Source organism: Verrucomicrobiia bacterium (assembly GCA_019694135.1).
Lineage (GTDB): Bacteria > Verrucomicrobiota > Verrucomicrobiia > JADLBR01 > JAIBCM01 > JAIBCM01.
In genome coordinates, this window is sequence record JAIBCM010000003.1 from 213631 (window position 1) to 238647 (window position 25017).

The following is a 25017-nucleotide window of genomic DNA, read 5'->3' on the forward strand; positions in this document are numbered from 1 at the left end:
ATTTAATTGTTTCGAAACGGCCTGCCAAATGCCACAAACCGTCCTTGCACCCGATTCCATTTCGAACCATAACCACCGAAAGGTTGATTCGGATCAAACTCATAAAGATCAGGCCCCCCGCGCTTCGCAGTCAAAAAACCGCGCGCACTGGATTGAGATCCGCCTACGATCGCTTTACCTTCACGATCTCGACCCAAATACACCATCACATGCGTAATGGGAGGATAACGCTCAGGACGGTAAGTATTCTCCCAAAACAAAAGATCACCCACTTGCAAATAGCGAAACAAAGACTCTTCATCCACATGTCCACCTTTACGAGGGGCAGCCCAAGTGCGATTGCGCAAACGTAAAAAATGATATTGATCCGAGGCTGTGCGTCCCAAATCTAAACTCACCACTTTTTGGTAAAGATAACGCGTCGTATTGGAACAATCCATCACCCAATTTTGCGGCAATCCCGGAGGTCGCCATAAACCTCGATAACCTACCCCCGCTGCCGCGATCCGTTTAATTTCATCAATAAATTTCTGTTGCAGTCCTCGCCAAAAAGAAGGCGCGACAGCTTGTTGTTTCATTTTTTGTTCTAAAACCGCTTTTTGCAAAGATTCATTGAAAGATGATAAACGAGCCGTTACCACATTAGTTGTTCGAACTATTTCTGGTTCACCCATCGCATCCAATGCTGGCTCATCCAAGGAACGCGCTTGAAGCGAACTTAAAGAAAGAGAAAAAAGAGATAAAATAAAAATCAGCCAAGCGCTTATCCTTAGCGCCCAAACGATATTGATCTCAATCTTCATAATCGATTATTACCGTCTTGAAATCCGCTCAAAACAGAAAATGGTTCCAAGACATTCTTTGTCTGACATAATAACTTAAAATTCGCGCCCATCAAGCCTGGATGCATTAAAGTTTGAAAAGCTCTAATCCAACTTTTAGAAGACGAATCTGCTAATTTTCCCTCCATTTTTAATAACTCTTCTTTTGCTAATCCGATTAAAAAATGATGTTGATCGGTAAAACCATAAAAATCTAATCCCACCTTCTCTCCCTCCCTCTTTAACAAAGAAAAATTAACATGTGCCGTCAAATCCTGATCCCCAACCCGTTCGCAAAAACTTTTCTGTCTTTGATGCCGATAATAAGCGCTTAACGCGCCTTCACTGCGATGCTCAGCATAATATTCTTCCTGGCTGTAACCGTAATCAATCGTTAACACAAACCCCTTTTTTATGATTCGCGCCACCTCTTTTATCCAATCTTTCACCTCCAAATTAATTTCTGTTCGATAACCCTCAATCCTTGGCAAAGGCAACTGCTCAATTTCTTTTGTCAAAACTTCCGAAGACAAAACGCTAGCAAACTCAAAAAAACCGCGATCCTTTTCCCAACCCACATAAATTTCTCGCCACTCCTCTTGACCCCGAACAATTCGATGCACCGGAAAAGCATCAACCAACTCATGACTAAAAAAAATGCCACAAATCGATCCCTCATCTATTTTTTTCAACGATTCCGAGTGACAAACTTTTTTTTCCAACTTTGCTTCACATAATTTTTCTCTTTGCCATTGTTGCCCCTTCTCCCAAGGCTCGATTATCCCGTAAGTTAAAGCCTCAAAAAAATCAGAAGAGAAATCTCGGCACCATCGCAAAATATCCACTGCCAACTGGCCATCATGCGCCCCCTGTTCCATAATGGTAAACCCACCCGGCTTTCCCATCGTCACCCATACCTCTCTCAATTGTTGCGCTAATAACTGTCCATACAAATGGCTTACCTGAACATTGGTAAAAAAATGGCCTTCCTTGCCCAAGGGTTGACGTATTTTACGATAAAATCCCTGATCCTCATCATACAAACAACGCTCCATGAAATTTCGAAACGTCAAAGCGCCATGCGCCAAAATATCGTTTTTTAATTTTTCCTCCAATGCCACAGACATATATTAGCAAAACTAATCCACTTATAGAAATTTAGTCAAATAACTCAAAATAAATTACTTACAATATAAATTGAGCTTTTCATTAAAAATCCTCTTATCACCTTCGCTTTACACATCTCTTCTCAACCCTTATATTTATTCTATCAGAACCTAACTATTTGCTCAAACCTAGTTTCATGCCAGAAACCACACTTCACTTTGAAAACCCTAGAGCTTTACAACTGCTCTACGCCAACAATCCAGCCAATTTACAACAACTCGAAGAAAAATTGGATCTGAAACTTACGACTCGTGAGGGATGGATTAAGCTTAAGGGTAAAACTCCCCAAATCGAAAAAGCCAAACACCTCTTTGAAAGTCTACACGCCGCCCGAGAGCATGGCATTCCCATTCGTCAACATGAATTTCAATATGCTCTCAACCTAATCAATCAAGGCAAAGGCGAGCAACTGGAAAAATTATATCATCAACCCATTGCCCTTTCCCCTAAAAACCCACCTATCGTGCCCAAAACACTTGGCCAAAGCCGCTACCTCGATCTCATTCGCCAATGCGATGTCACGCTCGGCATCGGCCCCGCAGGCACCGGCAAAACCTACCTCGCCGTCGCCATGGCCGTCGCCGCTTTAAAAGCAAACCAAGTGCATCGCATTATTCTTACTCGCCCCGCCGTGGAAGCGGGCGAATCACTGGGCTTTTTACCCGGCGATCTTAAAGAAAAATTACTCCCCTACCTGCGCCCCTTATACGACGCGCTCAACGACATGTTAGAGCCCGAAGAAGTGGAACGCTACATTGAACGCAACACCATCGAAATCGCTCCATTGGCTTACATGCGAGGTCGCACTCTAGCTAACGCTTTCATCATCCTCGATGAAGGCCAAAACGCAACCACCGAACAGATGTTTATGTTCCTCACACGACTTGGCCCTGATTCGAAATGCGTCGTCACAGGCGACCCTACCCAAATCGACCTTCCGCGCGCACGCAAATCCGGTCTAATCGAAGCCGTTGAAGCCCTCTCCAACACTCCAGGAATTGGACTACACGCTTTTAACGAAACTGATGTTATCCGTCATCCTATCGTGCAAAAAATAATAAACGCCTATCGCTCTCATCGTGGGGAAAAGAATACACCTCTCAACTTTTAAATGTTATGTGGCGATTGTGGAAACGTCGTAATCTGGTCAAAGAAGGATTAGCCTGCGAAAAACAACGGCGTAATGCTGAAGTCGCCACATGGCGCGAAACTTTAGAAACTTCCTGGGGCAGCAAAATTTTTCTAATTTTATTAATCGGCGCAGCTCTTGCCGCTTTAAATTTATGGGGCAACGAAACCGCTCAAAATAAATTTTTCACAATGATTTTGATTGAAGCCATCTACGCCATTTCGATTGTTCTCCTTTATCTGCTCCATCCCAAAACACTACGGCGCCACTCCCGTTTTCTCCTGCTCTATGGAGCAGTTTTAACTAATTTATTGCTAGCAAAAATCATCGGCTCCTTTGCTGAAGATGTCGACGTCTCCTTCAAACGTTTTCCTTTTATCTACATGATTCCTTCAGCTTTTGCGCCCATGCTCATTTCCACACTTTTAGGAGTCAGATTAGGCGTAGTAACTGTGCTATTTACCAGCCTTTTTGAAGCCATCCTCCTTTCCAAAAACTTTACCTTTCTGCTCGTCGTCAGCCTCCTAACCGGATTGATCGCCGTGCTTTTAACGCGAAACATTCGCAAACGCGGTCATCTCATTCGCGCGGGTCTTTACGTGGGATTAACCGGTTTTATTTGTTCCTTATGCTTTGGCTTATTACTTGGCCAAAAATATCCCATCCTCCTCAATCAAGCCATGTGGGCCGCTGCGACAGGTGTCATGACTGGCGTGCTCGTCAATATGCTTTTACCCATTTTAGAAGCGCTTTTTAGCATCACCACCAATCTTTCCTGGCTCGAAATGGCCGACCTCAACCATCCTCTCCTTCGACGCCTAACCTTGGAAGCTCCTGGCACCTATCATCATAGTTTACTTGTGGCTAATCTCGCAGAAGCCGCGGCTCAAGCAGTCGGCGCTAACGCCTTGCAATGTCGCGTCTCCTCCTATTTTCATGATGTCGGAAAAGTAGTGAAACCAGAATATTTTACTGAAAATCAACCCTTCGATCACAATCCCCATGACGATCTGAGCCCTACTATGAGCACTTTAATCGTTATGGCTCACGTCAAAGAAGGCATTGACCTCGCTTTCAAATACAAACTTCCTGAACCCATCATCGAAGCCATCCGTGAACATCATGGCACCACTTTAGTCAGCTATTTTCATGCGCGCGCCTTACGCCAACACCAAGACGCTTTAGTCGGTGTGCAAATCATGAACCTACGCGAAGAAGACCTGCCCGACGTTGCGGAAGAAACATTTCGCTATCCCGGGCCTAAACCGCAATCGCGCGAAACCGCCATTCTCATGATTGCTGATTCGGTAGAAGCTTCATCACGCGCTCTATACCGTCCTACCCCCAAACAAATCGAAGAACTCGTTCATTCTATCATACAAGAAAAAGCACAAGACGGGCAATTTGACGAATGCCATCTCTCCTTCAAAGACCTCGAAACCATCGAACAAACCCTCACCTTCACTCTCAAAACTATGCTCCACTCTCGCATCGCTTATCCCAAGGAAGAAAGAAAGGGAGAAGGAAAGAGAGAAACAAAAGAAGAGGAAAAAGAAAAAGCCCCAAAAGATGAAAAACAAAATTCTTCTGTTCAACCAACAAAAACAATTTCGTCTACCACTCAAAGCTCTTCAACGACAACTACAACACCTAGCGAAAAAAGAACCCCTGCCTCATAAAGAAATCTCTTTCATTTTTCTTAATCCTCAAGCGATGGCAACCTTGAATCAACGCTACCTCAACCATCGCGGCGCTACCGACGTTATCACCTTTCAACACGGCGAAATTTTTATCTGTCCGGCCATTGCTAAACGACAGAGTCAACAACGCAACCTACCCTTTGCTAAAGAACTGTTGCTTTACGCTATTCATGGTTGGCTTCATCTACGTGGGTTTAATGATAAAACCGTCGCCCAAGCCAAACGCATGGAACAACAGCAGCAAAAGTTGCTCGACCAACTTTATTCTTCATCATGACTCCCATAAAAACGCGCGCATTGATTTTAAAGCGCCAAAAAACAGGAGAAACCTCCTTGTTAATAACACTTTTAACCAAAGATTATGGACTAAGACAAACCCTGGCAAAAGGCGCAGCTAAACCGCCCAACCCCCTTGCCGGAATCCTTGATCTTTTTCATGAAATTGAAGTCGTCCTAACCCCTTATCGAACCAGCACAAAAACTTATCTCAAAGAAGCGCGCCTCATTCAATCTTACTCCGCTTTGCATCGTGACTATCTTAAACTGCAATTAGCCAGTTACTTTGCTCAACTTTATTTCATCTGCCTGCCGCACGCCCACCAAGCCTCAGATTTATATGAACTCATGCAAAAAGCCTACGATTATCTCGATCATCATCCCGCCTCTTTAACCCTTATGCAACGTTTTGAAATAGCGTTACTCACTCACTTGGGCCTGGCTCCCACTCCAGAAAAAGGTGCCCTTCAGTATTTTGCTAATGTCTTCGGTCAAAATTTTCATCAAATTCCCGAAAAACGAAAAAAACTTCTTTTCACATTGCAAAAAATCGCAACAATGCCGAACCATTAGCAATAACAAAGAAAGAAAAAAATTATGGAAACGAGTCTCATCTTATTAAAACCCGATTGTGTCACCAAAAAATTAACCGGAGAAATCATTCGCCGCTTTGAAACAGCTGGATTCCAAATTCGTGGCTTAAAAATGATGCGTCTCAACAACGCCATCTTAAAAGAACATTACGCGCATCTCATCGATAAACCTTTTTACCCGGAAATCGAATCCTTCATGCAATCCGCGCCAGTCGTAGCCCTAGCGCTGTCCGGCGAAAATGTCATTGCCCGCATTCGCGATCTCATCGGCCCTACCGACTCGAAAAAAGCCGCTAAAGGCACTGTTCGCGGCGATTATGGCGTCGACGTCATGGTTAACATCGTTCACGCCTCGGATTCTTTAGAAAATGCCCAACTCGAACTCAAACGTTTTTTTGCTAACAGCGAACTCTTTGATTTCGATCCAGCAAAAGTGCCTGTTGGTTCACAACGATAACAATAATTTCTTAACCGCAAAGGGTGCTGAGAAAAGCAGCGCTTAATAACCAAACCGGTTTTGAAACTTTTTCTTAACTGGCCACATGCTCTGTGTCTTCTGTGGCTATTCGGTTAAAATTATTTCCCAGCTTTAACCGCTTTAAAAATTTCGCTAAATACTTTGGGTTCGCGCACAGCGATTTCAGCTAAAACTTTGCGATCGAGTTCAATTCCCGATTTTTTCAAAGCTTCAGCAAACCGACTGTAAGTCGCTCCGAGTTCTCGGCACAAAGCATTCAGGCGAGTAATCCATAACGCGCGAAAATTGCGTTTACGCGTTTTACGATCGCGATAAGCCCAATATTTGCCCTTCATCTGGGCATCTTTGGCATAACGAAAAAGTTTACTGCGTCTTAAACGATAGCCTTTTGAAGCTTTAAGGACGCGTTTCCTTCTCTCACGAGAAGCTGGAGCATTAGTGGCACGTGGCATAAGATTTACAAATTATAATTAAAAATTAAAGCTTAATGAAGTAGCACAGGCATCTTTACTGTAAAGTAAATTTAAAAAAGCTAACTAAATCATTGAACACTGATAGTTCACGGCTGATTGCTAAATTAAAACCGGCTAAAAGGCAAAGTTTCCAACAAAGGAGCTTCCATCGTTTTATGCACCACTGATTTTTTGCCTAATAAACGTTTTCGTTTACGATTTTTGCTAGCAGCTAAATGACGACGACCCGCCTTGGATCGCAATATCTTTCCGGTAGCTGTTACTTTAAAACGTTTTGCAGCTGCCTTTTTAGTTTTTCGTCTCGCAATAGGTCTCGGCATATTTTTACTCAACTTTCTTCATCATCATGTTCATCATGTTCTTCAATCTCCTCTTCGTGAGGCTGACTGTATTTTCTAACTCGTTTATTTTCAGGCAAGGGCGCTATCATCATTGTAATCGCACGACCGATTAATTTAGGTTGCATTTCAACCGTGCCAATATGACTTAGGTCATCACGAACTTTTTGCATCAACACGTTACCGTTTTGGGCATTTTGCATTTCGCGACCCCGAAACATCAAAGTTAATTTTACCTTCATCCCTTTGTCAAGAAAGACTTCGCCATTGCGAATTTTTGTCATGTAATCATGCGACGCAATGTTAGGTCGAAATTTAATTTCTTTCAGCTTAGTCGCCGAAGCATGCTTTTTGGAATCTCGCTGTTGTTTGGCAAGTTGATAACAATATTTTCCATAATCCACGATTTTACAAACCACCGGATTGGAACGACTGGAAATTTCAATCAAATCCAGTCCATATTCTCTGGCTTTCATCAAGGCCTCTTCCAAACGAAGCACTCCAAGATTTTTTCCTTCGGGATCAATGACCAGAATCTCGCGAGCGCGAATCCTGTTGTTTACTCTAGGTTTTAGTTGAATAGATCGTCTCCTTGTTTAGTTTTGTTTTGTCACCACTTCTTGATGAAAACGAGTTAACCATGTTTCAAACGGTTGAACCCCCTCATCTCCATGCTTGCGACTCCGCACAGAAACATTACCCGAGGCCGCTTCTTTAGCGCCCACCACGAGCATGTAGAAAACTTTTTCCACCTGAGCAAGTCGAATTTTTGCACCCAACTTCTCATGGCTTGTGTCTAAACTAACCCGAACTCCCAACTCGCGCAACTGCGCTTCATAATTTTTTGCCACTTCAATCTGCTGATCTGTAATAGGAATAATACGAACCTGCTCCGGTGACAACCATAATGGAAAAGCGCCGGCAAAATGCTCAATCAAAAGCCCGCAAAATCGCTCCATCGAACCAAACGGTGCGCGATGAATCATCACAGGTCGATGCGATTGACCATCTGAACCAACATAAGAAAGATCAAAACGAATCGGCAAATTATAATCCACTTGCACTGTGCCTAACTGCCACTCACGACCAATCACATCCTTCACTACAAAATCAATTTTCGGCCCGTAAAAAGCCGCTTCTCCTGCCTCTTCAGAAAATGGCACTCCCAAAGTCTGAGCCGCCTCACGACAAGCCGACTCTGCTTTGTCCCAATTAGCTGACTCACCAATATATTTATCCGAATTCACATCGCGCAAGCCTACGCGCACCCGATAATCGTTCATGCCTAACGTTTGCAAAACTAGACTCACCAAAGCCAAACATCCCTTCAACTCATCGGCCACTTGTTCTTCTGTGCAAAAAAGATGCGCATCATCCTGAGTAAACCCACGCACCCGCGTCATGCCATTCAACTCGCCAGATTGTTCCCAGCGATAAACCGTGCCAAATTCCGCCAAACGCACCGGCAAATCTCGATAAGAACGAGGTTCCGAATCAAAAATTTTAATGTGATGCGGACAATTCATCGGCTTCAATAAATAACCATCCACCTCGCCTTGATTCAATCGATTCGATAAATCCGCACAACTGCAACCTTCTGAAGCGAGCTTATCTAAAAAATCGCGCTCAATTAAAGGAGGATACTGCGCCTCTTGATAATAAGGAAAATGACCAGAAGTACGATAAAGTTCTAATTTACCGATGTGCGGCGTAAACACCGTGGAATACCCCTGCTTTCTCAGCTCTTCAGAAATAAAATTCTGCAACTCCTGACGAACGATCGCTCCATGAGGCGTCCACAACACTAAACCCTGCCCCACGGAATCATCAATATGAAACAATTTTAATTCCTTGCCCAACTTGCGATGATCCCGCTTTTTCGCTTCTTCCAATGCATTAAAATAATTATCCAATTCCGATTGCGTGGCAAAAGCCGTGCCATAAATCCGTTGCAACTGCGGATTACGCTCATCGCCTTTATAATAAGCGCTCGCTACATGCGTTAAACGAAACGCACCTATCGCATCGGTACTCGCCACATGCGGACCTGCACAAAGATCAATAAACTCGCCATTCTGATAAAGAGAAATCGGTTCATCCTCTGGAATATTTGTCAAAATATCTAACTTAAATTTACTAGGCTCTGCACGATCGGACACAGCCGCCAACCTTCCCGATTTTGCCAACTCAAGCGCCTTCTCCCGAGACACCACTTCCTTCGCAAAAGATTGCTTAGCCTGAACTACTTTTTTCATCTCCGCTTCGATTTTCGGAAAATCTTCCGGCGAAATACGATGTTTTAACTCCACATCATAATAAAAACCATTTTCCACAGGTGGCCCGGCAGCAAATTGCGCATCTGGCCAAATTTCACAAATCGCCGTGGCTAAAACATGCGCACAAGAATGACGTAAACGCTCCAACTCAGTCATGATTAACGTAAAACTGCCACAACAGAAAAATGAGAAGCAAGCACCTTCGTCGATTGACGAATCGCTACAAAAAACGGAGTCTGTCTTAAAACTAAACTTGCCACAGATTTTTATTCTCTAGCATTTTCCTAGGAAATGTCGACTGAAATTACTAAGCAATTTTAAAATAAATTTACCCTTGTTTCTCAACCGATTCCTATCAAACTATAATAACTAACATGCAACGTATTGTTTCAGCCCTTATCCTTGTCGCAATCCTTGCCATCGCTCTAGGATATGGTTGGCATTATTATCAACAACAACGGGAGCTGGTCGATATTGGCATCGCAGAAGAAGAACTCAATAACTGCCCTGCTCTCATGGATGAGGCCGCCATTCGCTCGGTCAAACTTTATCATCAACTCGAAAACGCCGTTTCAAGAGGCAATTTAAAAATCGTCAAACGCAATGCAAAAACTCTCTCCACTTACCTATCCAAAATAAATCCTGAAGCATCCGTAGCCGCACAAAAGCTGGCTCAAGTCTCCGATAAAAATCAGGCTAGTAACGAGTTTCAAAAATTCGATCAACTACTCGAACCCAAAACTCGCAAGCAAAATCCCAATATCCAAGTGCTGCCTTAACTCTCTTTCACCTATCATCCTCGGGCTTGCTTTACACCTGTCCGAAGTGTGCCCAAAAACTCTAAGTGTTATCTTGCAACTCCAACCACACCTTTTGTCATCCTCGGGCTTGACCCGGGTATCCATATTCATAAGACATAATTAGCATCAAAGCATTAAGATTAAACACTGGCTTCCCAATAGAGTTTCAGCTTAGCTCTGTTTATGTCATTGGAAACAAGCCTTCTTAAAATGTTAAAACGCGAGGATTATTCGCCGGCAGACTTTCATACCTTACGAAAAAAATTAAACCTCAAAGCCCATCAAACTCACGAGTTTAGCCATCTCCTCGAACGGCTTGAAAAACAAGGAGTGATTGTTAAAATCAGAAATAACGCATTTGCACTAGCAAAAGAAGCCGATCTCGTGACTGGCCGACTTCGTTTCAATAAAAATGGCGCAGCAACACTGATTCCTTTAGAACCCCTTTCCTTCCCTATCCATATTCCTTTTGAAAATACAGCTACTGCATTACACAACGACCTCGTAGTCGCTCGTCTGGAATCTCGTCCTATTCATCGGAGAGGAGTCTATCATAAAACCGGTATCGTCATAAAAATTTTGGAGCGCAGCCGAACTGAATTAGTCGGCACTTTGAAAAAAAGTCAGCAGTTTTATTATGTCGTTCCAGATGACGCCCGATTTCCGCACGACGTTTATGTGAAACCCTCCCTTCCCACTGCGCCACAATCCATTATTTCAACCGGCAGCAAAGTGCTGGTAAAATTACTCGAATGGACAGATCGACAACGCAATCCTGAAGGAACCATCATCGAAATCCTGGGTAAACCGGAGGAGCCGGGCGTAGACATGCTTTCGATTCTCAAACACTACAATTTATCGAGCGATTTCCCTGATGAAGTTTTGGAAGAATGCCGCAATTTATCAAAAAACTTAGATGTAAAAAATCGCCGCGATTGCCGTTCCCATCTCGTCATCACCATCGACCCCGACGATGCTAAAGATTTCGACGATGCCATTAGTTTAGCTCCTGCCTCAGAAGGTCAATGGAAACTTTGGGTACATATCGCCGACGTCTCTCACTACGTCTCACCCGGCTCTCATTTAGACCGCGAAGCGCGCAAACGCGGCAATTCCACCTACCTCGTCGATCGCGTCATCCCGATGTTGCCACCTATTTTAAGTAACGATCTTTGCTCACTCAAACCGCATGTTGACCGTCTAACCGCCTGTGTCGAATTTCTTATTTCGTCTAAAGGCAAAGTTATCAAAACTCAATTTTATCGAGCCATTATCCACTCCAAACATCGCTACACTTATCAAGAAGCGTTCAAAGTTTTACAACGACAACCCAAAAACTCGACAGAACGCATGCTGCACCAAATTCATCATTTAGCTCAAAAGTTTCGTCGCCAACGATTTTCAAGCGGTTCACTCGATCTTGATTTTCCTGAATCCAAAATTCGTCTCAACACCCAAGGTGAAGTGGTCGGAGTAGAGCGCGTCGAAAATGACATTTCTCATCAACTCATCGAAGAATGCATGCTCTTAGCTAATGAAGCTGTAGCAAAATATCTCAAAACCAAAAAGCGCCCCTCGCTTTATCGCATTCACGAAACGCCCGATCCGGAAAAACTCCAAGAATTTCGTGAAATGGTTTGCGCCTATCACATTCCATGTGGAGATTTAACTTCACGACGCGAAATACAAAAACTATTACAACACCTCAAAAAAGATTCATTAGGCCAGGCACTAAAAATTGGTTTATTACGCTCTTTAAAACGCGCCTGCTACTCCCCTCAACCCCTCGGCCACTATGGTCTAGCCAAAATCCATTACACCCACTTCACCTCACCTATCCGACGCTATGCGGACTTAATCGTGCATCGCAGCTTATTTGATAACGCCAAAAAATTCCTTGGCCAAGGCGCCTTGAAAGAAGTTTCTGAACATATTTCCTTAACCGAACGCAATTCTGCAGAAGCCGAACAAGACAGCAAAACCACTAAAATGCTACAGTTCTTGCAACAACAAATCACCTCCAACAAACGCGTCCCTTACGAAGCGCTGATTACCGATGTGCAAAATTTTGGATTCTTTGCAGATGTTCACGATCTTTGTCTGAGCGGTTTAGTCCCCGTTTCCTCCATGAAAAAAGATTTTTATTTATTTGATGCCTCTCGCTTTCAACTACGCGGCAAGCGAACTCGTCACTTGATCGCTATCGGCGACAAAGTAAAAGTCCAAGTTCTGAATGTAGATTTTTACAAAAAACGCGTAGATTTTTCTTTAGCAACTGAGTCGTCTTAATGAATCTTTTTTCTTAACAAGCTCCGCTCAACGCTTTGCTCTGTACTATTTTCGCTTTCCGCGTGGCGAATGGAGAGTTGACCTGTTCACACCCTGTTCACATCAAAATAGACGGCTTGGAGTAACGAGGTAGTCAGGAAAAAGATGACAATTGTTGACAAAAAAGGTGTTTTCAATCGCTGAAAAAGTTGAAAAAAACATTTTCTTAAGGAGTTTAACCTAATCATCAATTCTTAAATGCTTCGCTTTTGCTTTATATTGTCAATCTTTTTATTGTTTATTTCGATAACACGACTTATCTAATACATGACATAAAACTATGAATACAGCTAAGCTCCCTTCACTTGATGGCATTTTATTAGTCGACAAACCGACCAACTGCACTTCTCACGATATGGTGGATTTTGTGAGAAAAAAATTCCGTTTTAAAAAGGTAGGCCATTGCGGAACGTTGGATCCTTTAGCAACTGGCCTCATTATTTTGACTCTGGAACGTGGCACTAAAATCCAGGATCTTCTCATGAGCGAAGATAAAGTTTATGAGGGAACTTTGGAATTAGGAAAAGTCACTGATACCCAAGATGCTCAAGGTAAAATGATTGAAGAACACCCCGTAGCGCCCGAAATCCAAAATCAAATTCCTCAAGCTTTTAAAAAATTTTCCGGCGATTTTTATCAGCTTCCGCCTATGGTTTCTGCCATTAAAAAAGATGGTGTTCCCCTTTACAAACTAGCCCGACAAGGAAAAACGATTGAACGAGAACCACGCCTGGTTCATGTTTATCGTCACGAAATTCAGCGTATTGATCTGCCCGAAGTAGATTTTCTCGTGGAATGCAGCAAAGGATTTTATGTGCGCACTTATTGTCACGATATTGGGCACCTTTTGGGTTGTGGAGGGCATTTGAAAAAATTGCGACGAACGCGTTCCGGCAATTTCAATGTGCAACAGGCGCTCACTCACGATCAACTCAAAGCCATGGAAAGCATCGAGACATTGCGGCCTCACATCATTAGCCTTCCTGAAGTTAGTCGCATTCGAAGGTTTTAAATTTGCGTGAAAACGCTTCATGCCATTTCTGAACTTGTCTCCTTACCAAAACCGTTATGTCTCGCTATTGGTGTATTTGATGGCGTGCATCGCGGTCATCAAGCCCTTATTGCTGCTGTAAAAAAAGAGGCTTTAACCCGACAGGCTCTCGACGTTATTGTCACTTTCGAGCCTCATCCCCTAAAAATTCTTCGCCCCGAAGCCCCACCTCAACTTCTTACTTCAACTCGACATAAGCTTTATATTTTAGAATCTTTCAAAGTTTCTGCAACACTCGTGATTCCTTTTAATTTAGCATTTTCTCAAACCTTACCTGAGGATTTCATTCAACAACTGGTGGATGCTTCTCCATCTTTAAAACTGATCGGCATCGGTCATCGTTGGGAGTTTGGTTATCAAAGAATGGGCAACGCCAAACTGTTAGAAAAATTGGGACAACGCTATCATTTCGATGTTTTAGAATTATCCCCCGTCATTGAAGATAATGAAACCATTAGTAGCACCCGCATTCGTCAAGCCGTTCGTGATGGCAATCTGCATCAAGCAGCCCTTTTGCTAGGCCGCCCTTTTTCACTTTTTGGTAAAGTAGTTAAAGGCCAGGGCTTGGGAGAACAACTCCAATTTCCTACAGCCAACCTCGATTTAGAAGGAGAAAAATTGCCTCCCTTTGGTGTTTATGCCGCTCGATGTCAGGTTCAAAACCAAACCTATCAAGCCGCGGTCAACATTGGAATTCGTCCAACTTTTAACTCCAATACACCAACTGTAGAAGCTCATTTATTAAATTTTACAGGCGATTTATACGGAAAAGATATAGAAATTTTTCTTCTCAAAAAAATTCGTGACGAAAAAAAATTTTCCGGTGTAGAAGATTTAAAACAACAGATTAAAAAAGATATTGAACAAATCAAAAAAACTTAACCAATTAACGTGTTTGATTCAAAGTCGTATGATTTTGAACTCTCTGATTTTCCACAATTGGTGGTGGAGAGTAAGTATCAGGATTAATTGCATCCGGCATACGATAGCTTGCAATTTTATCAACAGAAAAAGCGGAAATTTTTACTTGATCGCTTTGGTTACCACCTAATAAATAAACCGTTTTTCCATCTTTTGAAACTCCAGCAACAAAACCGACATGCCCCTTGCCTTTTCCATAATCAATCACTGCAATGGCACCATAAACAGGTTCTTCAGCTTCCTGTCCCCAATTTTTCCAAGACAAAGCTGCCGCACTATTGGTACCTGGATAACCCGCTTGTTCCATAGTCCAATTTACAAATGAACTACACCAAGGTGTTTCGTCATCATTAGCTCTCAATTTAGTGGAATCATGATACTCAATAATTCGCTCAGAATTCTCAGAACCGCTAATTTCTTTAATACCACTCGCATCTTCACAGCCTGCCATAAGCATCCAGTTGCTAGGATCACAAATTGGAGCAACCAATTCTTTTGTAGTCAAAATATCACGTCGCCCTCGTCCAATCGCTAAAAAATTTTTGGGCTGCATATAAAAATTCAAACCTGCAAAAAAACCTTCTTTTAAAGGTGCTTGAGGTGCTTTTCCCACACCACTCATAATAATTTCGTTTTCCATATTTTTTATTTTCTAAGATTTTTGTTTAATGCAATTTGAAATTCACTAACAAGTTGATCACTCGTAATTCCACTCAAAATCCAAATCATTAACTGTTCATAAGAAACAGCACGCCCAAAACGTTTTTTAATTAGCTCTGAGGCTTGAAAAAATTCTCGCATAATTAGATCGGGAATTTTTAGCACAACATCATGTTGAGTTTCTAAAAGAGCTTTTTCTGATTTTTTCACATTGAAAATATTCTTTAAAGAAACAAATTCGCTCAACTATTTTCTTCCACTCTGTTTCGCAGCTGATCGCAAGGCCAGAGCCTCTTCAAATTCTTTAATCAAATAATCTTCTCGAATTTCACTTAAAATCCAGACCATCAATAATTCGGGTGAAATATCGTAATCGTATTCTTTTTGAATTTTTTGAGAAGCTCGCTGAAATTCACGAAGCAAATTTTGAGGCAATTTCAAACAAAACTCGACATCTTTATTAGAAAAATTCTTTTTAACTGTTTTCTGAGTGTTACGAGTAGTTTTTTTCTTCACTAGATTAAGAATATCCGATTTATAAAAAATATCAATCGACTAACTTTAGTTTAATAATTTAACTTTGGTGCAACTGCCCCCGGCGTGGGAGCGGTTTGCAATTCGCCCTTGTTAAGCGCATCCCAAACTGATTGTTTACAATCTACACTTTCTCCCCCCTTCACAGCTAGTTTACGACCCACTTCATTATTATTCACGTCCATTACTATTTCTTCAGGTGGATTCTCGCCATATTGCTCATGAATATTCCCAATCTTTTCTGCCTGGTCAGTACCTAACTCTTGTGCCATTCGACATGATAAATATGCATGACGAAAAGCATCTCTTTGCCCGTTATGTCTACCAGGAAGCCCAGTTTTATCGGAAACTTGAAAAGCTTCTTCTCCTATATTACTAGCTTCATTAGCATCCAGAGGCCCAACCGCTAAAACTTGAGTTCTAACTTCAGGTTTATCAAAAAATTTTTTAATTTTATCATAAATTTCACCCATATAAAATCCCTTTGTTTTTTCTTATTCTATCAATTTTGTGCTTTTTGAGCAACAAAATAACGATCTTTCAAAGATAAATCTTTCAGAACCTCTATTTCAATTAAACCGCTCTGCTCTCCCATGTGCATGACCTCATTTTTTTGATCTTCTCCCATTTCCAACAAAAGCCATCCACCCGATTTTAAATAATTATCAGCCTTTTCGATAAGATTTCGGATGATAGCCAAACCATTTTCTCCACCATCCAAAGCTGGCTCAGGATCCGCTTGAACTTCTGGAGATAAATTTTTTAAAATGGAAGTAGGTAGATAAGGAGGATTTGAGACGATAATGTCCACTAAAGGCATTGTTTCTTCCAAAAGATTACATTGAATCAATTGCAATCGATCCACCACTTTTAATTTTTCAGCATTCTCTTGGGTCAAAGCGAGCGCTTCAGAGCTTATATCACTTGCAATTGCCTTCCATCCCGGTTTTTGCAATAGAAACGTAATGGCAATAACTCCGCTCCCCGTCCCCACATCCCACAAAACTCCTTCTTTTTGAGTCGCTTTACTCAAAGCAAGCTCCACCAATTTTTCCGTTTCAGGACGTGGCACTAAAGCTCGCGCATCCGATTTAAAAGTGTAACCATAAAACTCAGCAGTTCCAATAATATGTTGCAAAGGCTCACGGCTTGCACGTCGTTTTACCAAGTTCCTCAATCGCGCTAAATCGCCCTCGTCAATTTCTCGATCAAACTGCAAGTAAAGATCAAGCCGTTTGACTCCCAACCCAAAAGCGATCAACTGTTCCGCATTCAATCGCGGCGAATCAACTCCCTGTTTCTGAAAATAATCGGAAGTAATTTGAATGAGCTCCAAAAGCTTCATTGCAACTCCGCCAATCGCGCTTCCAAATGATTTTTTCTTAAGGCTTCTAGCATCTCTTCAATGCTACCCTCCATGAATTCGCTCAAATTATAAAGTGTTAAATTAATGCGATGATCCGTGATTCGATTTTGCGGATAATTGTAAGTGCGAATCTTTTCATTGCGATCTCCCGTCCCTACTTGGCTTTTGCGATTGGCAGCATATTTGGCATCCTCTTCTGCGCGCTGCTTTTCTAACAATCGAGAACGTAAAACATTTAAGGCTTTTTCACGATTTTTTAATTGGGATCGTCCATCCTGACATCGCACAATCATACCGCTAGGAATATGCAAAACTTGCACCGCTGAATCAGTAGTATTAACACCTTGCCCACCTGGCCCTCCCGAGCGACACACCTCAATACGCAACTCATCCGGACGAATCACAATATCCACCTCCTTCGCTTCGGGCAAAACTGCTACCGTGGCGGTGGAAGTGTGAATACGACCTTGCGCTTCAGTTGCAGGAACACGCTGCACACGATGCACACCACTTTCAAATTGAAAATATTTGTAAACCTCTTCACCAAACACTTGAAAAATCACTTCGCGAATACCGCCCAATTCGCCTGGACTCAAATCCATAACCTCCCATTTCCAGAACGGATTTTTTTCAATATAACGCGTATACATTCGGTAAAGATCAGCAGCAAACAAAGTCGCTTCACTGCCACCCGTGCCCGCGCGAATTTCAACAATCACATTTCGCTCTTCATCAGGATCGGCTGGCAATAAAGCCGCCTGAGCCGCTAAAGCTAAATGAGCATGTTTCGCCTTTAACTCCTCTTGTTCCGCCTCCAACATCTGAAGAAACTCAGGATCTTGCTCTGCACCATCCGCTAAAAGTTTTTCATTGGCCGTCAAATTGCGAGAAACTTCTTGCAACGCTTCATAGTCAGCCAAAGCGGCTTTTAAACGACTATGTTCCCGCGTGACCTCCTGCGCCTTTTGAGGATTAGAAAAAACGCTTCCCTCAGAAAGTTGCGCTTCCACTTCCTGAAACCGTTTTCGCAATCGTTCAAAATGAGGTGTTAAATCCAGCATAAACTATATTTTTTCGTTACTAAAAACAAAACAGGCGAGGAAAGTTAACCCTTCCTCACCTGCTAAAATGATATCTCAGCTACTTCTTAGCTTTAGTTTTTTTATTTCCAGCAATCAAAGTCGTGCCGTAGCGTTTACTAAATTTTTCTACGCGCCCCGCAGTATCGACAAATTTTTGCTGGCCAGTAAAGAAAGGATGACAAGCCGCACAAATACTAATATGCAAATCACGCTTCGTCGAACGAGTATGATAAGTTGCGCCACAGGAACAACGAATCGTTGTTTCCGCATAATCTGGGTGAATCTCAAGTTTCATAAACAATATTTCGTTAGCATGCTTTTTCATGAAGTCAACTGCCGCTTTTTAGACAAGAAATAACATTGATCCTCAGCTAGACTGGCTTATGCTAAAGATAAGAAACGATAAGCTTTTATGATTACGCATCAACCTTACCATTTTACTCTGAACGGAAAAAAAATTCAAATTACTGATGAATCTCCGAATTTAACCCTTCTGCAATATTTGCGACAAAATGGTCACATTGGCTCCAAAGAAGGTTGTGCTGAGGGTGATTGCGGCGCGTGCACAGTAGCGATTTTGGAACGCAATGCAAAAGGTGAAGCCTCTTATCGTGCGGTAAATAGTTGCATTATGCTCCTCCCCATGTTGGCGGGTCGCGAAGTGATCACTTCGGAAGGATTAGCCTGTCATGAAACCTTACACCCGGTGCAGCAAGCGATGGTGGCCAATCACGGCTCGCAATGCGGTTATTGCACGCCGGGTTTTGTCATGTCACTCTTTGAAGCTTACTATCGCAAAGATCTGAAGCAACAATGGCAAATTAACGATCAACTTTGCGGCAATTTATGTCGTTGCACGGGTTATCGACCTATTCGCGATGCTGCAGTGGAAGTATTAACAGGACGATTTAAAAATGGTGTGACTGATCCTTTTGCGGAAAGATTGGAATGCGTTAAAAATGAGTCACAATTAGCGCCCGGTCAATATGCGCCTAATTCGAAACAATTTTTCTTACGTCCCAGTTCTCTCAAAGAGCTTTTGCAAATGATTCATGAGTTTCCCGATGCGCGACTTATCGCAGGCGGTACAGAACTGGGAGTCGATATTGCAAAAAATTTCAAATATCATCCTTACTTAATTTCCACAGAAGCCGTAGGGGAACTCAAAACGATTACCTCTACCAAACAAGAATGGCACATTGGCGCCGCAGCTACTCTCACCCAAATTGAGGAAACGTTACAAGGCGAAATTCCTTCCATTCAAAAAATGTTAACCGTATTTGCATCGCGCCAGATTCGCAATCGCGCCACGCTTGGAGGAAACCTGGTAAACGCCTCCCCTATTGGCGATATGGCACCGGTTTTATTGACTTTAGACGCGCGTCTCATTGTTGCCTCGATGGATGGTGAAAGGGAAATTCCGATTGATCAATTTTTCCTGGCTTATCGCAAAACTGCTTTAGAACCTCGCGAAATTTTGAAATCCATTATTATTCCCAGACAATTACCCGGGCGCGCCAATTCCTTCAAAGTCTCTAAGCGAATGGAATTGGATATTAGCACCGTGGCTGCTGCATTTCGTGTGGAATTGGATGATGCAGCACAGGTTAAAACCGCGCGTCTTGCTTATGGGGGTGTCGCAGCAACACCTGTACGCGCTAAAAAAACAGAACAGTTTTTACTTAATAAAGCGTGGAATCGCGAAACATTGACTGAAGCAATGGCTATCATTAAAGATGAATTCACGCCTATCACCGATGCACGCGGCACTGCGGATTATCGTCGTGAACTCATCCCTAGTTTATTGGAAAAATTTTTCGATGAAGAAGAATTTCCCATCAATTATAATGCCATTACGCCGATTCCAGCTCCCGCAATTCGACCGATTCCACATGAAAGCGGTCATAAACATGTCGCTGGCACCGCAATTTATGTCGACGATGCAGCGGAACCTGCTGGTATGCTCGAAGTCTGGCCAGTTTGTTCGCCTTACGCCCATGCGCGAATTATTAAACGCGATGCTCATCTTGCAAAACAAATGCCTGATATTGTTGCCGTGCTCATGGCAGAAGATGTGCCAGGTGAAAATGATGTGGGCGCGGTGCGACACGATGAAATTTTGCTCGCTGACAAAGAAACGCTTTACCACGGTCATCTGGTCGCACTAGTAGTTGGAAAAACTCAGGAAGCCTGTCGCGCAGCAGCCGCAAAAGTTCAAGTAGAATACGAACCTTTGGAGCCTGTAATTGATTTAAAAAAAGCAATCGCTCAAAACATGTTTCATACTGATCCGCATGTGATGGAACGAGGCGACGCAAAGAAAGTATTAAACAATTCGCCCAACACTTTAGTTGGCGATTTTCATTTTGGCGGTCAGGAACATTTTTATCTCGAAACTCACGCGGCATGGGCCGAACCGGGCGAAGATGGAGAAATGTTTGTGAGTTCATCCACGCAACACCCGTCCGAAATTCAAATTGTTGTCGCTCGCGTTTTGGGTGTTTCACGACACAAAGTCGTCTGCCAAAGCCCGCGCATGGGCGGTGGATTTGGTGGAAAAGAAACGCAAGGCAACACTCCCGCTGCGCTTGCTGCTATTGCTGCCCGAAAAACTGGTAAACGCGTCCGAGTGCGTCTCAACCGAGAACAAGACATGATTCTTAGCGGAAAACGTCATCCGTTTTATGCGCAATTTAAAATCGGTTTTGATAACGAAGGCAAATTACTGGCTTTGCAGGCGGATCTTTTTGCCGATGGGGGTTGGGCTTTGGATTTATCGCAACCTGTGGCCGATCGTGCGCTTTTTCATTTAGACAACTCTTATTACCTTCCCAACGTTCGCGCTACCAGTCGTGTTGTGAAAACTCATATTGCTTCCAACACAGCATTCCGCGGTTTTGGCGGTCCTCAAGGCATGTTGGTAATTGAAGAAATTATGGATCGCATCGCGCGTCAATTAGGTTTACCTCCCGAAACGGTTCGCGAGCGAAATCTTTATCATGGCACGGGTGAAACGAACACAACGCACTACGGGCAAGTTATCGAAGATAATCGTTTGCAAAAAATTTGGCATGAACTCATTCGCTCTTCCGACTTTCATCAACGTCGTAAACAATTAAAACAACGCAATGCAGAAAATGCCCGCTTTAAACGCGGCATTGCCATTACGCCGGTTAAATTTGGGATTTCTTTCACTTTGACACACATGAATCAGGCTGGAGCTTTTGTAGTGATTTATGCCGATGGCAGTGTGCAACTCAACCACGGCGGCACAGAAATGGGGCAAGGGCTTCACACTAAGATGATAGCGGTCGCTGTGAAAGAGCTGGGCGTCAAAGTCGAACAAATTCGTGTGATGAACACAAGCACCGATAAAGTGCCAAACACCTCTCCTACTGCTGCTTCCAGCGGCTCCGATCTCAATGGACAAGCCGTGAAAAATGCCTGTGTCATATTGCGCGAACGTTTGACACCCGTGGCAATGAAATTGTTGGAGGAAGAATTTCAGCAAAAATCGTCCGGGATCATTTTTGAAGATGGCGAAGTTTATGACAAAAAATTTCCGCACAACAAAATTTCTTTTATCGCTCTGACCCAACGCGCTTATGTCGAACGCATCAGTTTATCAACCACGGGTTTCTTCGCGACTCCCGGTATTTATATGGACTGGAGCAAGGGCAAAGGAAATCCTTTCCTTTATTTTGCCTGCGGTGCAGCAGTGACGGAAGTAGAAATCGATAGTTACACGGGCATGAATCGCATTTTGCGAGTCGATATTTTGCATGATGTTGGAAGCTCTCTTAACGAAGCGGTGGATCGTGGCCAAATCGAAGGTGCGTTTGTTCAAGGCATGGGCTGGTTAACCTGCGAAGAATTAAAATGGGATGATAAAGGCAAGCTCCTTACTAAATGCGCTAGTACTTATGCAATTCCTGCCATTAGCAACGCACCGATTGAATTTAATGTGAAACTGCTGCCCGATGCGGCACAACACAACACCATTCACGGCAGCAAAGCCGTGGGAGAACCACCTCTCATGCTTGCAATTTCTGTGCGTGAAGCGCTTCGTGACGCTATCGCAGCCTTTAGCGAGTCAGGCGAACAAATTCCTCTTCCCTCACCCGCTACGAATGAAGCGATTTATTTAACTTTGAAAAATAGGCAAACTTCAAAAAGTAACAAATCTAACAAAGAAAAGAAATCTCTTAAAGTCTCTGCTTAACACCCGTAATTTTTTTCTTTTTTTCTTCGCTTTCCTCTTGTTGTTCTTGCTGCTCTTGCTTTTCAGATTCAGGGTCTTTGAGCAAGGGAGATTTTTGCATTTTATCGATCTGTTCTGCAGTCCAGCGTTTGGCATTTGAAGCAGGATCAAATTCTCTATTAATATTACAAACTGCCATAACATTTCTTGCATCTTCGGGCTTTGGCGGGCAAGAGTATTTGTCAGCATGATACGGGTAATGATGATCCTGCGTTAAAACATGACCAATTTCATGAGCTAAAACGAAAGGCACTTTTGTATCAGACATCACAACATTGTTAATACGATTATCATCAGGACTTTTATCGTTTAAAATCGTGTCTTCCTTGTAAATTTTAGCATAAGCTACTGCTATATTATCTTTTGAAGGAGGATCCACCTTATCAAACTTGCCCACATAAAAAACCTGAACATCTCTAGGATTTGGAGTTGCTAATTTATCAAATAATACCTTTTCATCGCTTTCGCTGAAACCATCCGATAAATTGACACCCTCCGGAACATCGACAGAAACAATATTGGCATTAATCTTAATCCCAACCGATGCATAAATCTCATTAGCCTCTTCAACTTGCCTCTCAACATCTTCTCGGCTCGCCGCTTCTTGACCATCTTTTTTAAGAATATTAATGGTTATATCAAGTTCTTTAACAATAGGCACTTTAGCTGTGGTTGAAATATTTTTTTCAGGATAATCAACCTTAACTTCACCTCCCAGCATTGTTTGAAAGGTTTGATCGCATTGCATCACTTTCTTATCACATTGATTATCTTCAATTTTATTTACAACTACAGCATCATCAATGGCATCAGACGTTAATAATAAGGGTTTCGACTCAAAAATCCCCGACCCTTCTGCCGTTTCGTTTAAGACAACTTTTCTGTCTTTCTCATCATATTTAGGATTTGGATTTTGAGTGGATAATGTAACATTTATTTGTTTTTCACCACTTTCATTGATATCTTTCAATCGAATAAAAAACTTATTGTCATCGTTATTGGGATCAAAGGTTGCTTTTCCAGGATTAACTCCATCTTTAGTTTTTACATAATGAGCTTCAACAAAAGATTTTTCCATGGTCCCCACGTTAAGCTCCTCTGTTGGCTTTTTCTCAGCATCAAGAATTTCTAAAACGGGCGGACCAGCAGCAGCTTGAAAAACGGTTTGATTAGAGTTTCGATTGGTTTCGGTTTGTTGAGACGACTCTTCAGGTTTTCTGATTTGTCCCATGAAAAAGACATATAAGCTAAAATTAATTATATTTCAAATGCAATATTTTTATTCAACTTGCTCTAAAATTTAGCTTTGTTAGGTTAGACTTTTATATGAAAGAACAATTCATGCGAGAAGCGATCCATATGGCGGATCATGGAATGTGTAAGGGTCATGGAGGGCCGTTTGGAGCGGTTATTGTTAAAGATGGAAAAGTGATCGGTCGCGGATGCAATCAAGTGACTTCCACCAATGATCCTACCGCTCATGCCGAAATGGTTGCCATTCGTGACGCATGTAAAAATGTGAAAGATTTTTCTCTGGATGGCGCTGAAATTTACACCAGTTGTGAACCGTGTCCCATGTGTTTAGCAGCGATTTATTGGGCGCGAATTGCTAAAATTTATTACGCGAACACTCGCAAAGATGCTGCGGATATTGGGTTTGATGATGATTTTATTTATCGTGAAGTTCCGCTGCCTTTGGAAAAACGTTCGCTCAAGATTGAACCTTTACTGCGCGAAGAAGCGCAACGCGCTTTTCAAGATTGGCTCAAAAAAGAGGATAAAATTCCTTATTGAGTCGAAGTTAAAGGCGCGCATCTTATGATAGGATTAAGATGCTGAATTTATGACTCATTTTTTTGAACAGATTGCTACTGTGTCGCAATCCGCTCAGCCTGCGGTTTTAGGCATCATTACGCGGGTAAAAGGTTCCAGCCCTCAAAAGCCCGGCGCTAAAGCGCTTTTTTTCCCGGATGGCCGCATCATCGGAACTTTGGGCGGTGGCTGTTTGGAAGCAGAAATTCAAAAACGGGCGATTGCTTCGTTGCAAACGCAAAAAGCTGAATCTTTTGATCTGTTGCTAGATCATGATTTTGGTTGGGATGATGGGCTTATTTGTGGTGGTAAAGTTTTTGGCCTTATTTTACCGCAAGCAATCCAAGAAATTTCGCTTTGGCAAAAACTGGCTCGAAGAGAAGAAAAAATTCGGTGGGGTATTGATGAAAATTTTACTGTCGTAGAAAATCCGGTTAAAGATAAGGTTTTATACGAAGAAACCACTTATCCTCCGGTGCATTTATGGATTGCCGGTGCAGGACACATTGCCAAAGCTCTGGCGCCTTTGGCGGCTTCATTAGATTTTTCTGTAACAGTTTTTGACGATCGCCCTACCCTTGCCAGTCACGAAAATTTTACTAAAGAAATCCAGCTTAAAACCGATTATTGGGATAATCTTTTAACCATTCGCCCACCCGATCATCAAAAAACGTTTGGCGTAATTGTCACTCGAGGTCATAAACATGACGCCTTGGTGCTACGACATTGGATTCATTACTCTTTCGACTTTTTAGGAATGATTGGCAGCAAGAGAAAGGTTCAAATTATTCGCGATCACTTTCTCCACGAAAAATTAGCTACTGAAATCCAATTTAATCGCGTACAATGTCCCGTAGGGATTAATATCGAAGCCCAAAGTCCGCAAGAAATTGCAGTGAGCATTGCAGGTCAATTGATTCAATCGCGTTCATCATTAATTTTTTAATTTCA

26 protein-coding genes are annotated in these 25017 nt (G+C 42.5%); 12 read left to right on the forward strand and 14 right to left on the reverse strand.

The window, feature by feature from the left end:
* Nucleotides 1-2: 2 nt before the first annotated feature.
* Both K1X66_05590 and K1X66_05595 read right to left on the reverse strand, forming a co-directional pair.
* On the reverse strand, nt 3-803 hold the full coding sequence (locus tag K1X66_05590) for a C40 family peptidase (GenBank protein MBX7157839.1): 801 nt from the start codon (nt 801-803) through the stop codon (nt 3-5).
* Complete coding sequence (locus tag K1X66_05595) at nt 800-1948, reverse strand: SAM-dependent methyltransferase (GenBank protein MBX7157840.1); 1149 nt, start codon at nt 1946-1948, stop codon at nt 800-802. Before K1X66_05595 ends, K1X66_05590 begins: the two co-directional genes overlap by 4 nt.
* 176 nt (nt 1949-2124) lie before the next feature.
* Here K1X66_05595 and K1X66_05600 point away from each other — a divergent pair, with 176 nt between their 5' ends.
* Genes K1X66_05600 through ndk form a run of 5 tightly spaced genes read left to right on the forward strand, consistent with a single transcriptional unit; the run spans nt 2125 to nt 6143 of the window.
* Nucleotides 2125-3099, forward strand: a complete 975-nt coding sequence (locus tag K1X66_05600; protein ID MBX7157841.1) for a PhoH family protein — start codon at nt 2125-2127, stop codon at nt 3097-3099.
* A 5-nt stretch (nt 3100-3104) separates the two neighbouring features.
* Complete coding sequence (locus K1X66_05605; GenBank protein ID MBX7157842.1) at nt 3105-4796, forward strand: HDIG domain-containing protein; 1692 nt, start codon at nt 3105-3107, stop codon at nt 4794-4796.
* Nucleotides 4687-5094: an rRNA maturation RNase YbeY gene (gene ybeY / locus K1X66_05610; protein MBX7157843.1), complete on the forward strand. Its 408-nt coding sequence runs from the start codon at nt 4687-4689 to the stop codon at nt 5092-5094. Before K1X66_05605 ends, ybeY begins: the two co-directional genes overlap by 110 nt.
* A complete protein-coding gene (gene recO / locus K1X66_05615) occupies nt 5091-5666 on the forward strand; it encodes a DNA repair protein RecO (protein ID MBX7157844.1) in 576 nt (191 codons plus the stop codon). The genes ybeY and recO overlap by 4 nt, the downstream gene beginning before the upstream one ends.
* 24 nt (nt 5667-5690) lie before the next feature.
* Nucleotides 5691-6143: a nucleoside-diphosphate kinase gene (gene ndk / locus K1X66_05620; GenBank protein MBX7157845.1), complete on the forward strand. Its 453-nt coding sequence runs from the start codon at nt 5691-5693 to the stop codon at nt 6141-6143.
* A gap of 119 nt (nt 6144-6262) precedes the next feature.
* Here the strand turns inward: ndk and rplT are convergent, their stop codons facing one another.
* The 4 genes from rplT to thrS all read right to left on the reverse strand — a co-directional run bounded on the left by rplT (nt 6263) and on the right by thrS (nt 9407).
* Nucleotides 6263-6616: a 50S ribosomal protein L20 gene (rplT, locus tag K1X66_05625; GenBank protein ID MBX7157846.1), complete on the reverse strand. Its 354-nt coding sequence runs from the start codon at nt 6614-6616 to the stop codon at nt 6263-6265.
* Nucleotides 6617-6741: 125 nt separating this feature from the next.
* The gene (gene rpmI, locus K1X66_05630) at nt 6742-6957 is read right to left on the reverse strand and encodes a 50S ribosomal protein L35 (protein MBX7157847.1); all 216 of its coding nucleotides are present in this window, start codon (nt 6955-6957) and stop codon (nt 6742-6744) included.
* Nucleotides 6958-6965: 8 nt separating this feature from the next.
* Nucleotides 6966-7556, reverse strand: coding sequence for a translation initiation factor IF-3 (gene infC, locus K1X66_05635; protein ID MBX7157848.1), 591 nt, complete (start codon nt 7554-7556; stop codon nt 6966-6968).
* Nucleotides 7557-7571: 15 nt separating this feature from the next.
* Nucleotides 7572-9407, reverse strand: a complete 1836-nt coding sequence (thrS, locus tag K1X66_05640) for a threonine--tRNA ligase (GenBank protein ID MBX7157849.1) — start codon at nt 9405-9407, stop codon at nt 7572-7574.
* A 218-nt stretch (nt 9408-9625) separates the two neighbouring features.
* On the opposite strand from thrS, the gene K1X66_05645 reads away from it, so the two are divergent.
* From K1X66_05645 to K1X66_05660, 4 genes are all read left to right on the forward strand, one after another.
* Entirely contained in the window at nt 9626-10030 is a 405-nt protein-coding gene (locus K1X66_05645; GenBank protein ID MBX7157850.1) for a hypothetical protein, read from the forward strand.
* A 204-nt stretch (nt 10031-10234) separates the two neighbouring features.
* Nucleotides 10235-12340, forward strand: a complete 2106-nt coding sequence (gene rnr, locus K1X66_05650) for a ribonuclease R (GenBank protein ID MBX7157851.1) — start codon at nt 10235-10237, stop codon at nt 12338-12340.
* A 319-nt stretch (nt 12341-12659) separates the two neighbouring features.
* Entirely contained in the window at nt 12660-13391 is a 732-nt protein-coding gene (gene truB / locus K1X66_05655; protein MBX7157852.1) for a tRNA pseudouridine(55) synthase TruB, read from the forward strand.
* 6 nt (nt 13392-13397) lie between these two features.
* The gene (locus K1X66_05660; protein MBX7157853.1) at nt 13398-14312 is read left to right on the forward strand and encodes a bifunctional riboflavin kinase/FAD synthetase; all 915 of its coding nucleotides are present in this window, start codon (nt 13398-13400) and stop codon (nt 14310-14312) included.
* Between the two features lie 4 nt (nt 14313-14316).
* Here the strand turns inward: K1X66_05660 and K1X66_05665 are convergent, their stop codons facing one another.
* The 7 genes from K1X66_05665 to rpmE all read right to left on the reverse strand — a co-directional run bounded on the left by K1X66_05665 (nt 14317) and on the right by rpmE (nt 18288).
* A complete protein-coding gene (locus K1X66_05665; GenBank protein ID MBX7157854.1) occupies nt 14317-14991 on the reverse strand; it encodes a TIGR02594 family protein in 675 nt (224 codons plus the stop codon).
* A 5-nt stretch (nt 14992-14996) separates the two neighbouring features.
* A complete protein-coding gene (locus tag K1X66_05670) occupies nt 14997-15257 on the reverse strand; it encodes a hypothetical protein (GenBank protein MBX7157855.1) in 261 nt (86 codons plus the stop codon).
* The gene (locus tag K1X66_05675; GenBank protein MBX7157856.1) at nt 15258-15527 is read right to left on the reverse strand and encodes a hypothetical protein; all 270 of its coding nucleotides are present in this window, start codon (nt 15525-15527) and stop codon (nt 15258-15260) included. It lies immediately after the preceding gene.
* Between the two features lie 50 nt (nt 15528-15577).
* Complete coding sequence (locus K1X66_05680) at nt 15578-16018, reverse strand: hypothetical protein (GenBank protein ID MBX7157857.1); 441 nt, start codon at nt 16016-16018, stop codon at nt 15578-15580.
* A 29-nt stretch (nt 16019-16047) separates the two neighbouring features.
* On the reverse strand, nt 16048-16890 hold the full coding sequence (prmC, locus tag K1X66_05685; GenBank protein ID MBX7157858.1) for a peptide chain release factor N(5)-glutamine methyltransferase: 843 nt from the start codon (nt 16888-16890) through the stop codon (nt 16048-16050).
* Nucleotides 16887-17969 (reverse strand): peptide chain release factor 1, encoded by a 1083-nt coding sequence (gene prfA, locus K1X66_05690; GenBank protein MBX7157859.1) that lies wholly within the window; start codon nt 17967-17969, stop codon nt 16887-16889. The genes prmC and prfA overlap by 4 nt, the downstream gene beginning before the upstream one ends.
* An 82-nt stretch (nt 17970-18051) precedes the next feature.
* Nucleotides 18052-18288 (reverse strand): 50S ribosomal protein L31, encoded by a 237-nt coding sequence (gene rpmE / locus K1X66_05695; GenBank protein ID MBX7157860.1) that lies wholly within the window; start codon nt 18286-18288, stop codon nt 18052-18054.
* A 117-nt stretch (nt 18289-18405) separates the two neighbouring features.
* Between rpmE and xdhB the strand changes: the two genes are divergently transcribed.
* On the forward strand, nt 18406-22215 hold the full coding sequence (gene xdhB, locus K1X66_05700) for a xanthine dehydrogenase molybdopterin binding subunit (protein ID MBX7157861.1): 3810 nt from the start codon (nt 18406-18408) through the stop codon (nt 22213-22215).
* Here the strand turns inward: xdhB and K1X66_05705 are convergent.
* Nucleotides 22199-23485 (reverse strand): hypothetical protein, encoded by a 1287-nt coding sequence (locus K1X66_05705; protein ID MBX7157862.1) that lies wholly within the window; start codon nt 23483-23485, stop codon nt 22199-22201. The genes xdhB and K1X66_05705 overlap by 17 nt on opposite strands.
* 95 nt (nt 23486-23580) lie before the next feature.
* Between K1X66_05705 and K1X66_05710 the strand changes: the two genes are divergently transcribed.
* Together K1X66_05710 and K1X66_05715 are read left to right on the forward strand one after the other, a co-directional pair.
* On the forward strand, nt 23581-24048 hold the full coding sequence (locus K1X66_05710; GenBank protein ID MBX7157863.1) for a nucleoside deaminase: 468 nt from the start codon (nt 23581-23583) through the stop codon (nt 24046-24048).
* Between the two features lie 49 nt (nt 24049-24097).
* A complete protein-coding gene (locus K1X66_05715) occupies nt 24098-25012 on the forward strand; it encodes an XdhC family protein (protein MBX7157864.1) in 915 nt (304 codons plus the stop codon).
* Nucleotides 25013-25017 lie beyond the last annotated feature (5 nt).

Coding starts and splice junctions, on each gene's coding strand:
- K1X66_05590 (MBX7157839.1), bottom strand. CDS start 803: ATGAAGATTGAGATCAATATCGTTTGGGCGCTAAGGATAAGCGCTTGG.
- K1X66_05595 (MBX7157840.1), bottom strand. CDS start 1,948: ATGTCTGTGGCATTGGAGGAAAAATTAAAAAACGATATTTTGGCGCAT.
- K1X66_05600 (MBX7157841.1), top strand. CDS start 2,125: ATGCCAGAAACCACACTTCACTTTGAAAACCCTAGAGCTTTACAACTG.
- K1X66_05605 (MBX7157842.1), top strand. CDS start 3,105: ATGTGGCGATTGTGGAAACGTCGTAATCTGGTCAAAGAAGGATTAGCC.
- ybeY (MBX7157843.1), top strand. CDS start 4,687: ATGAAAAACAAAATTCTTCTGTTCAACCAACAAAAACAATTTCGTCTA.
- recO (MBX7157844.1), top strand. CDS start 5,091: ATGACTCCCATAAAAACGCGCGCATTGATTTTAAAGCGCCAAAAAACA.
- ndk (MBX7157845.1), top strand. CDS start 5,691: ATGGAAACGAGTCTCATCTTATTAAAACCCGATTGTGTCACCAAAAAA.
- rplT (MBX7157846.1), bottom strand. CDS start 6,616: ATGCCACGTGCCACTAATGCTCCAGCTTCTCGTGAGAGAAGGAAACGC.
- rpmI (MBX7157847.1), bottom strand. CDS start 6,957: ATGCCGAGACCTATTGCGAGACGAAAAACTAAAAAGGCAGCTGCAAAA.
- thrS (MBX7157849.1), bottom strand. CDS start 9,407: ATGACTGAGTTGGAGCGTTTACGTCATTCTTGTGCGCATGTTTTAGCC.
- K1X66_05645 (MBX7157850.1), top strand. CDS start 9,626: ATGCAACGTATTGTTTCAGCCCTTATCCTTGTCGCAATCCTTGCCATC.
- rnr (MBX7157851.1), top strand. CDS start 10,235: ATGTCATTGGAAACAAGCCTTCTTAAAATGTTAAAACGCGAGGATTAT.
- truB (MBX7157852.1), top strand. CDS start 12,660: ATGAATACAGCTAAGCTCCCTTCACTTGATGGCATTTTATTAGTCGAC.
- K1X66_05665 (MBX7157854.1), bottom strand. CDS start 14,991: ATGGAAAACGAAATTATTATGAGTGGTGTGGGAAAAGCACCTCAAGCA.
- K1X66_05680 (MBX7157857.1), bottom strand. CDS start 16,018: ATGGGTGAAATTTATGATAAAATTAAAAAATTTTTTGATAAACCTGAA.
- prmC (MBX7157858.1), bottom strand. CDS start 16,890: ATGAAGCTTTTGGAGCTCATTCAAATTACTTCCGATTATTTTCAGAAA.
- rpmE (MBX7157860.1), bottom strand. CDS start 18,288: ATGAAACTTGAGATTCACCCAGATTATGCGGAAACAACGATTCGTTGT.
- xdhB (MBX7157861.1), top strand. CDS start 18,406: ATGATTACGCATCAACCTTACCATTTTACTCTGAACGGAAAAAAAATT.
- K1X66_05705 (MBX7157862.1), bottom strand. CDS start 23,485: ATGGGACAAATCAGAAAACCTGAAGAGTCGTCTCAACAAACCGAAACC.
- K1X66_05710 (MBX7157863.1), top strand. CDS start 23,581: ATGAAAGAACAATTCATGCGAGAAGCGATCCATATGGCGGATCATGGA.
- K1X66_05715 (MBX7157864.1), top strand. CDS start 24,098: ATGACTCATTTTTTTGAACAGATTGCTACTGTGTCGCAATCCGCTCAG.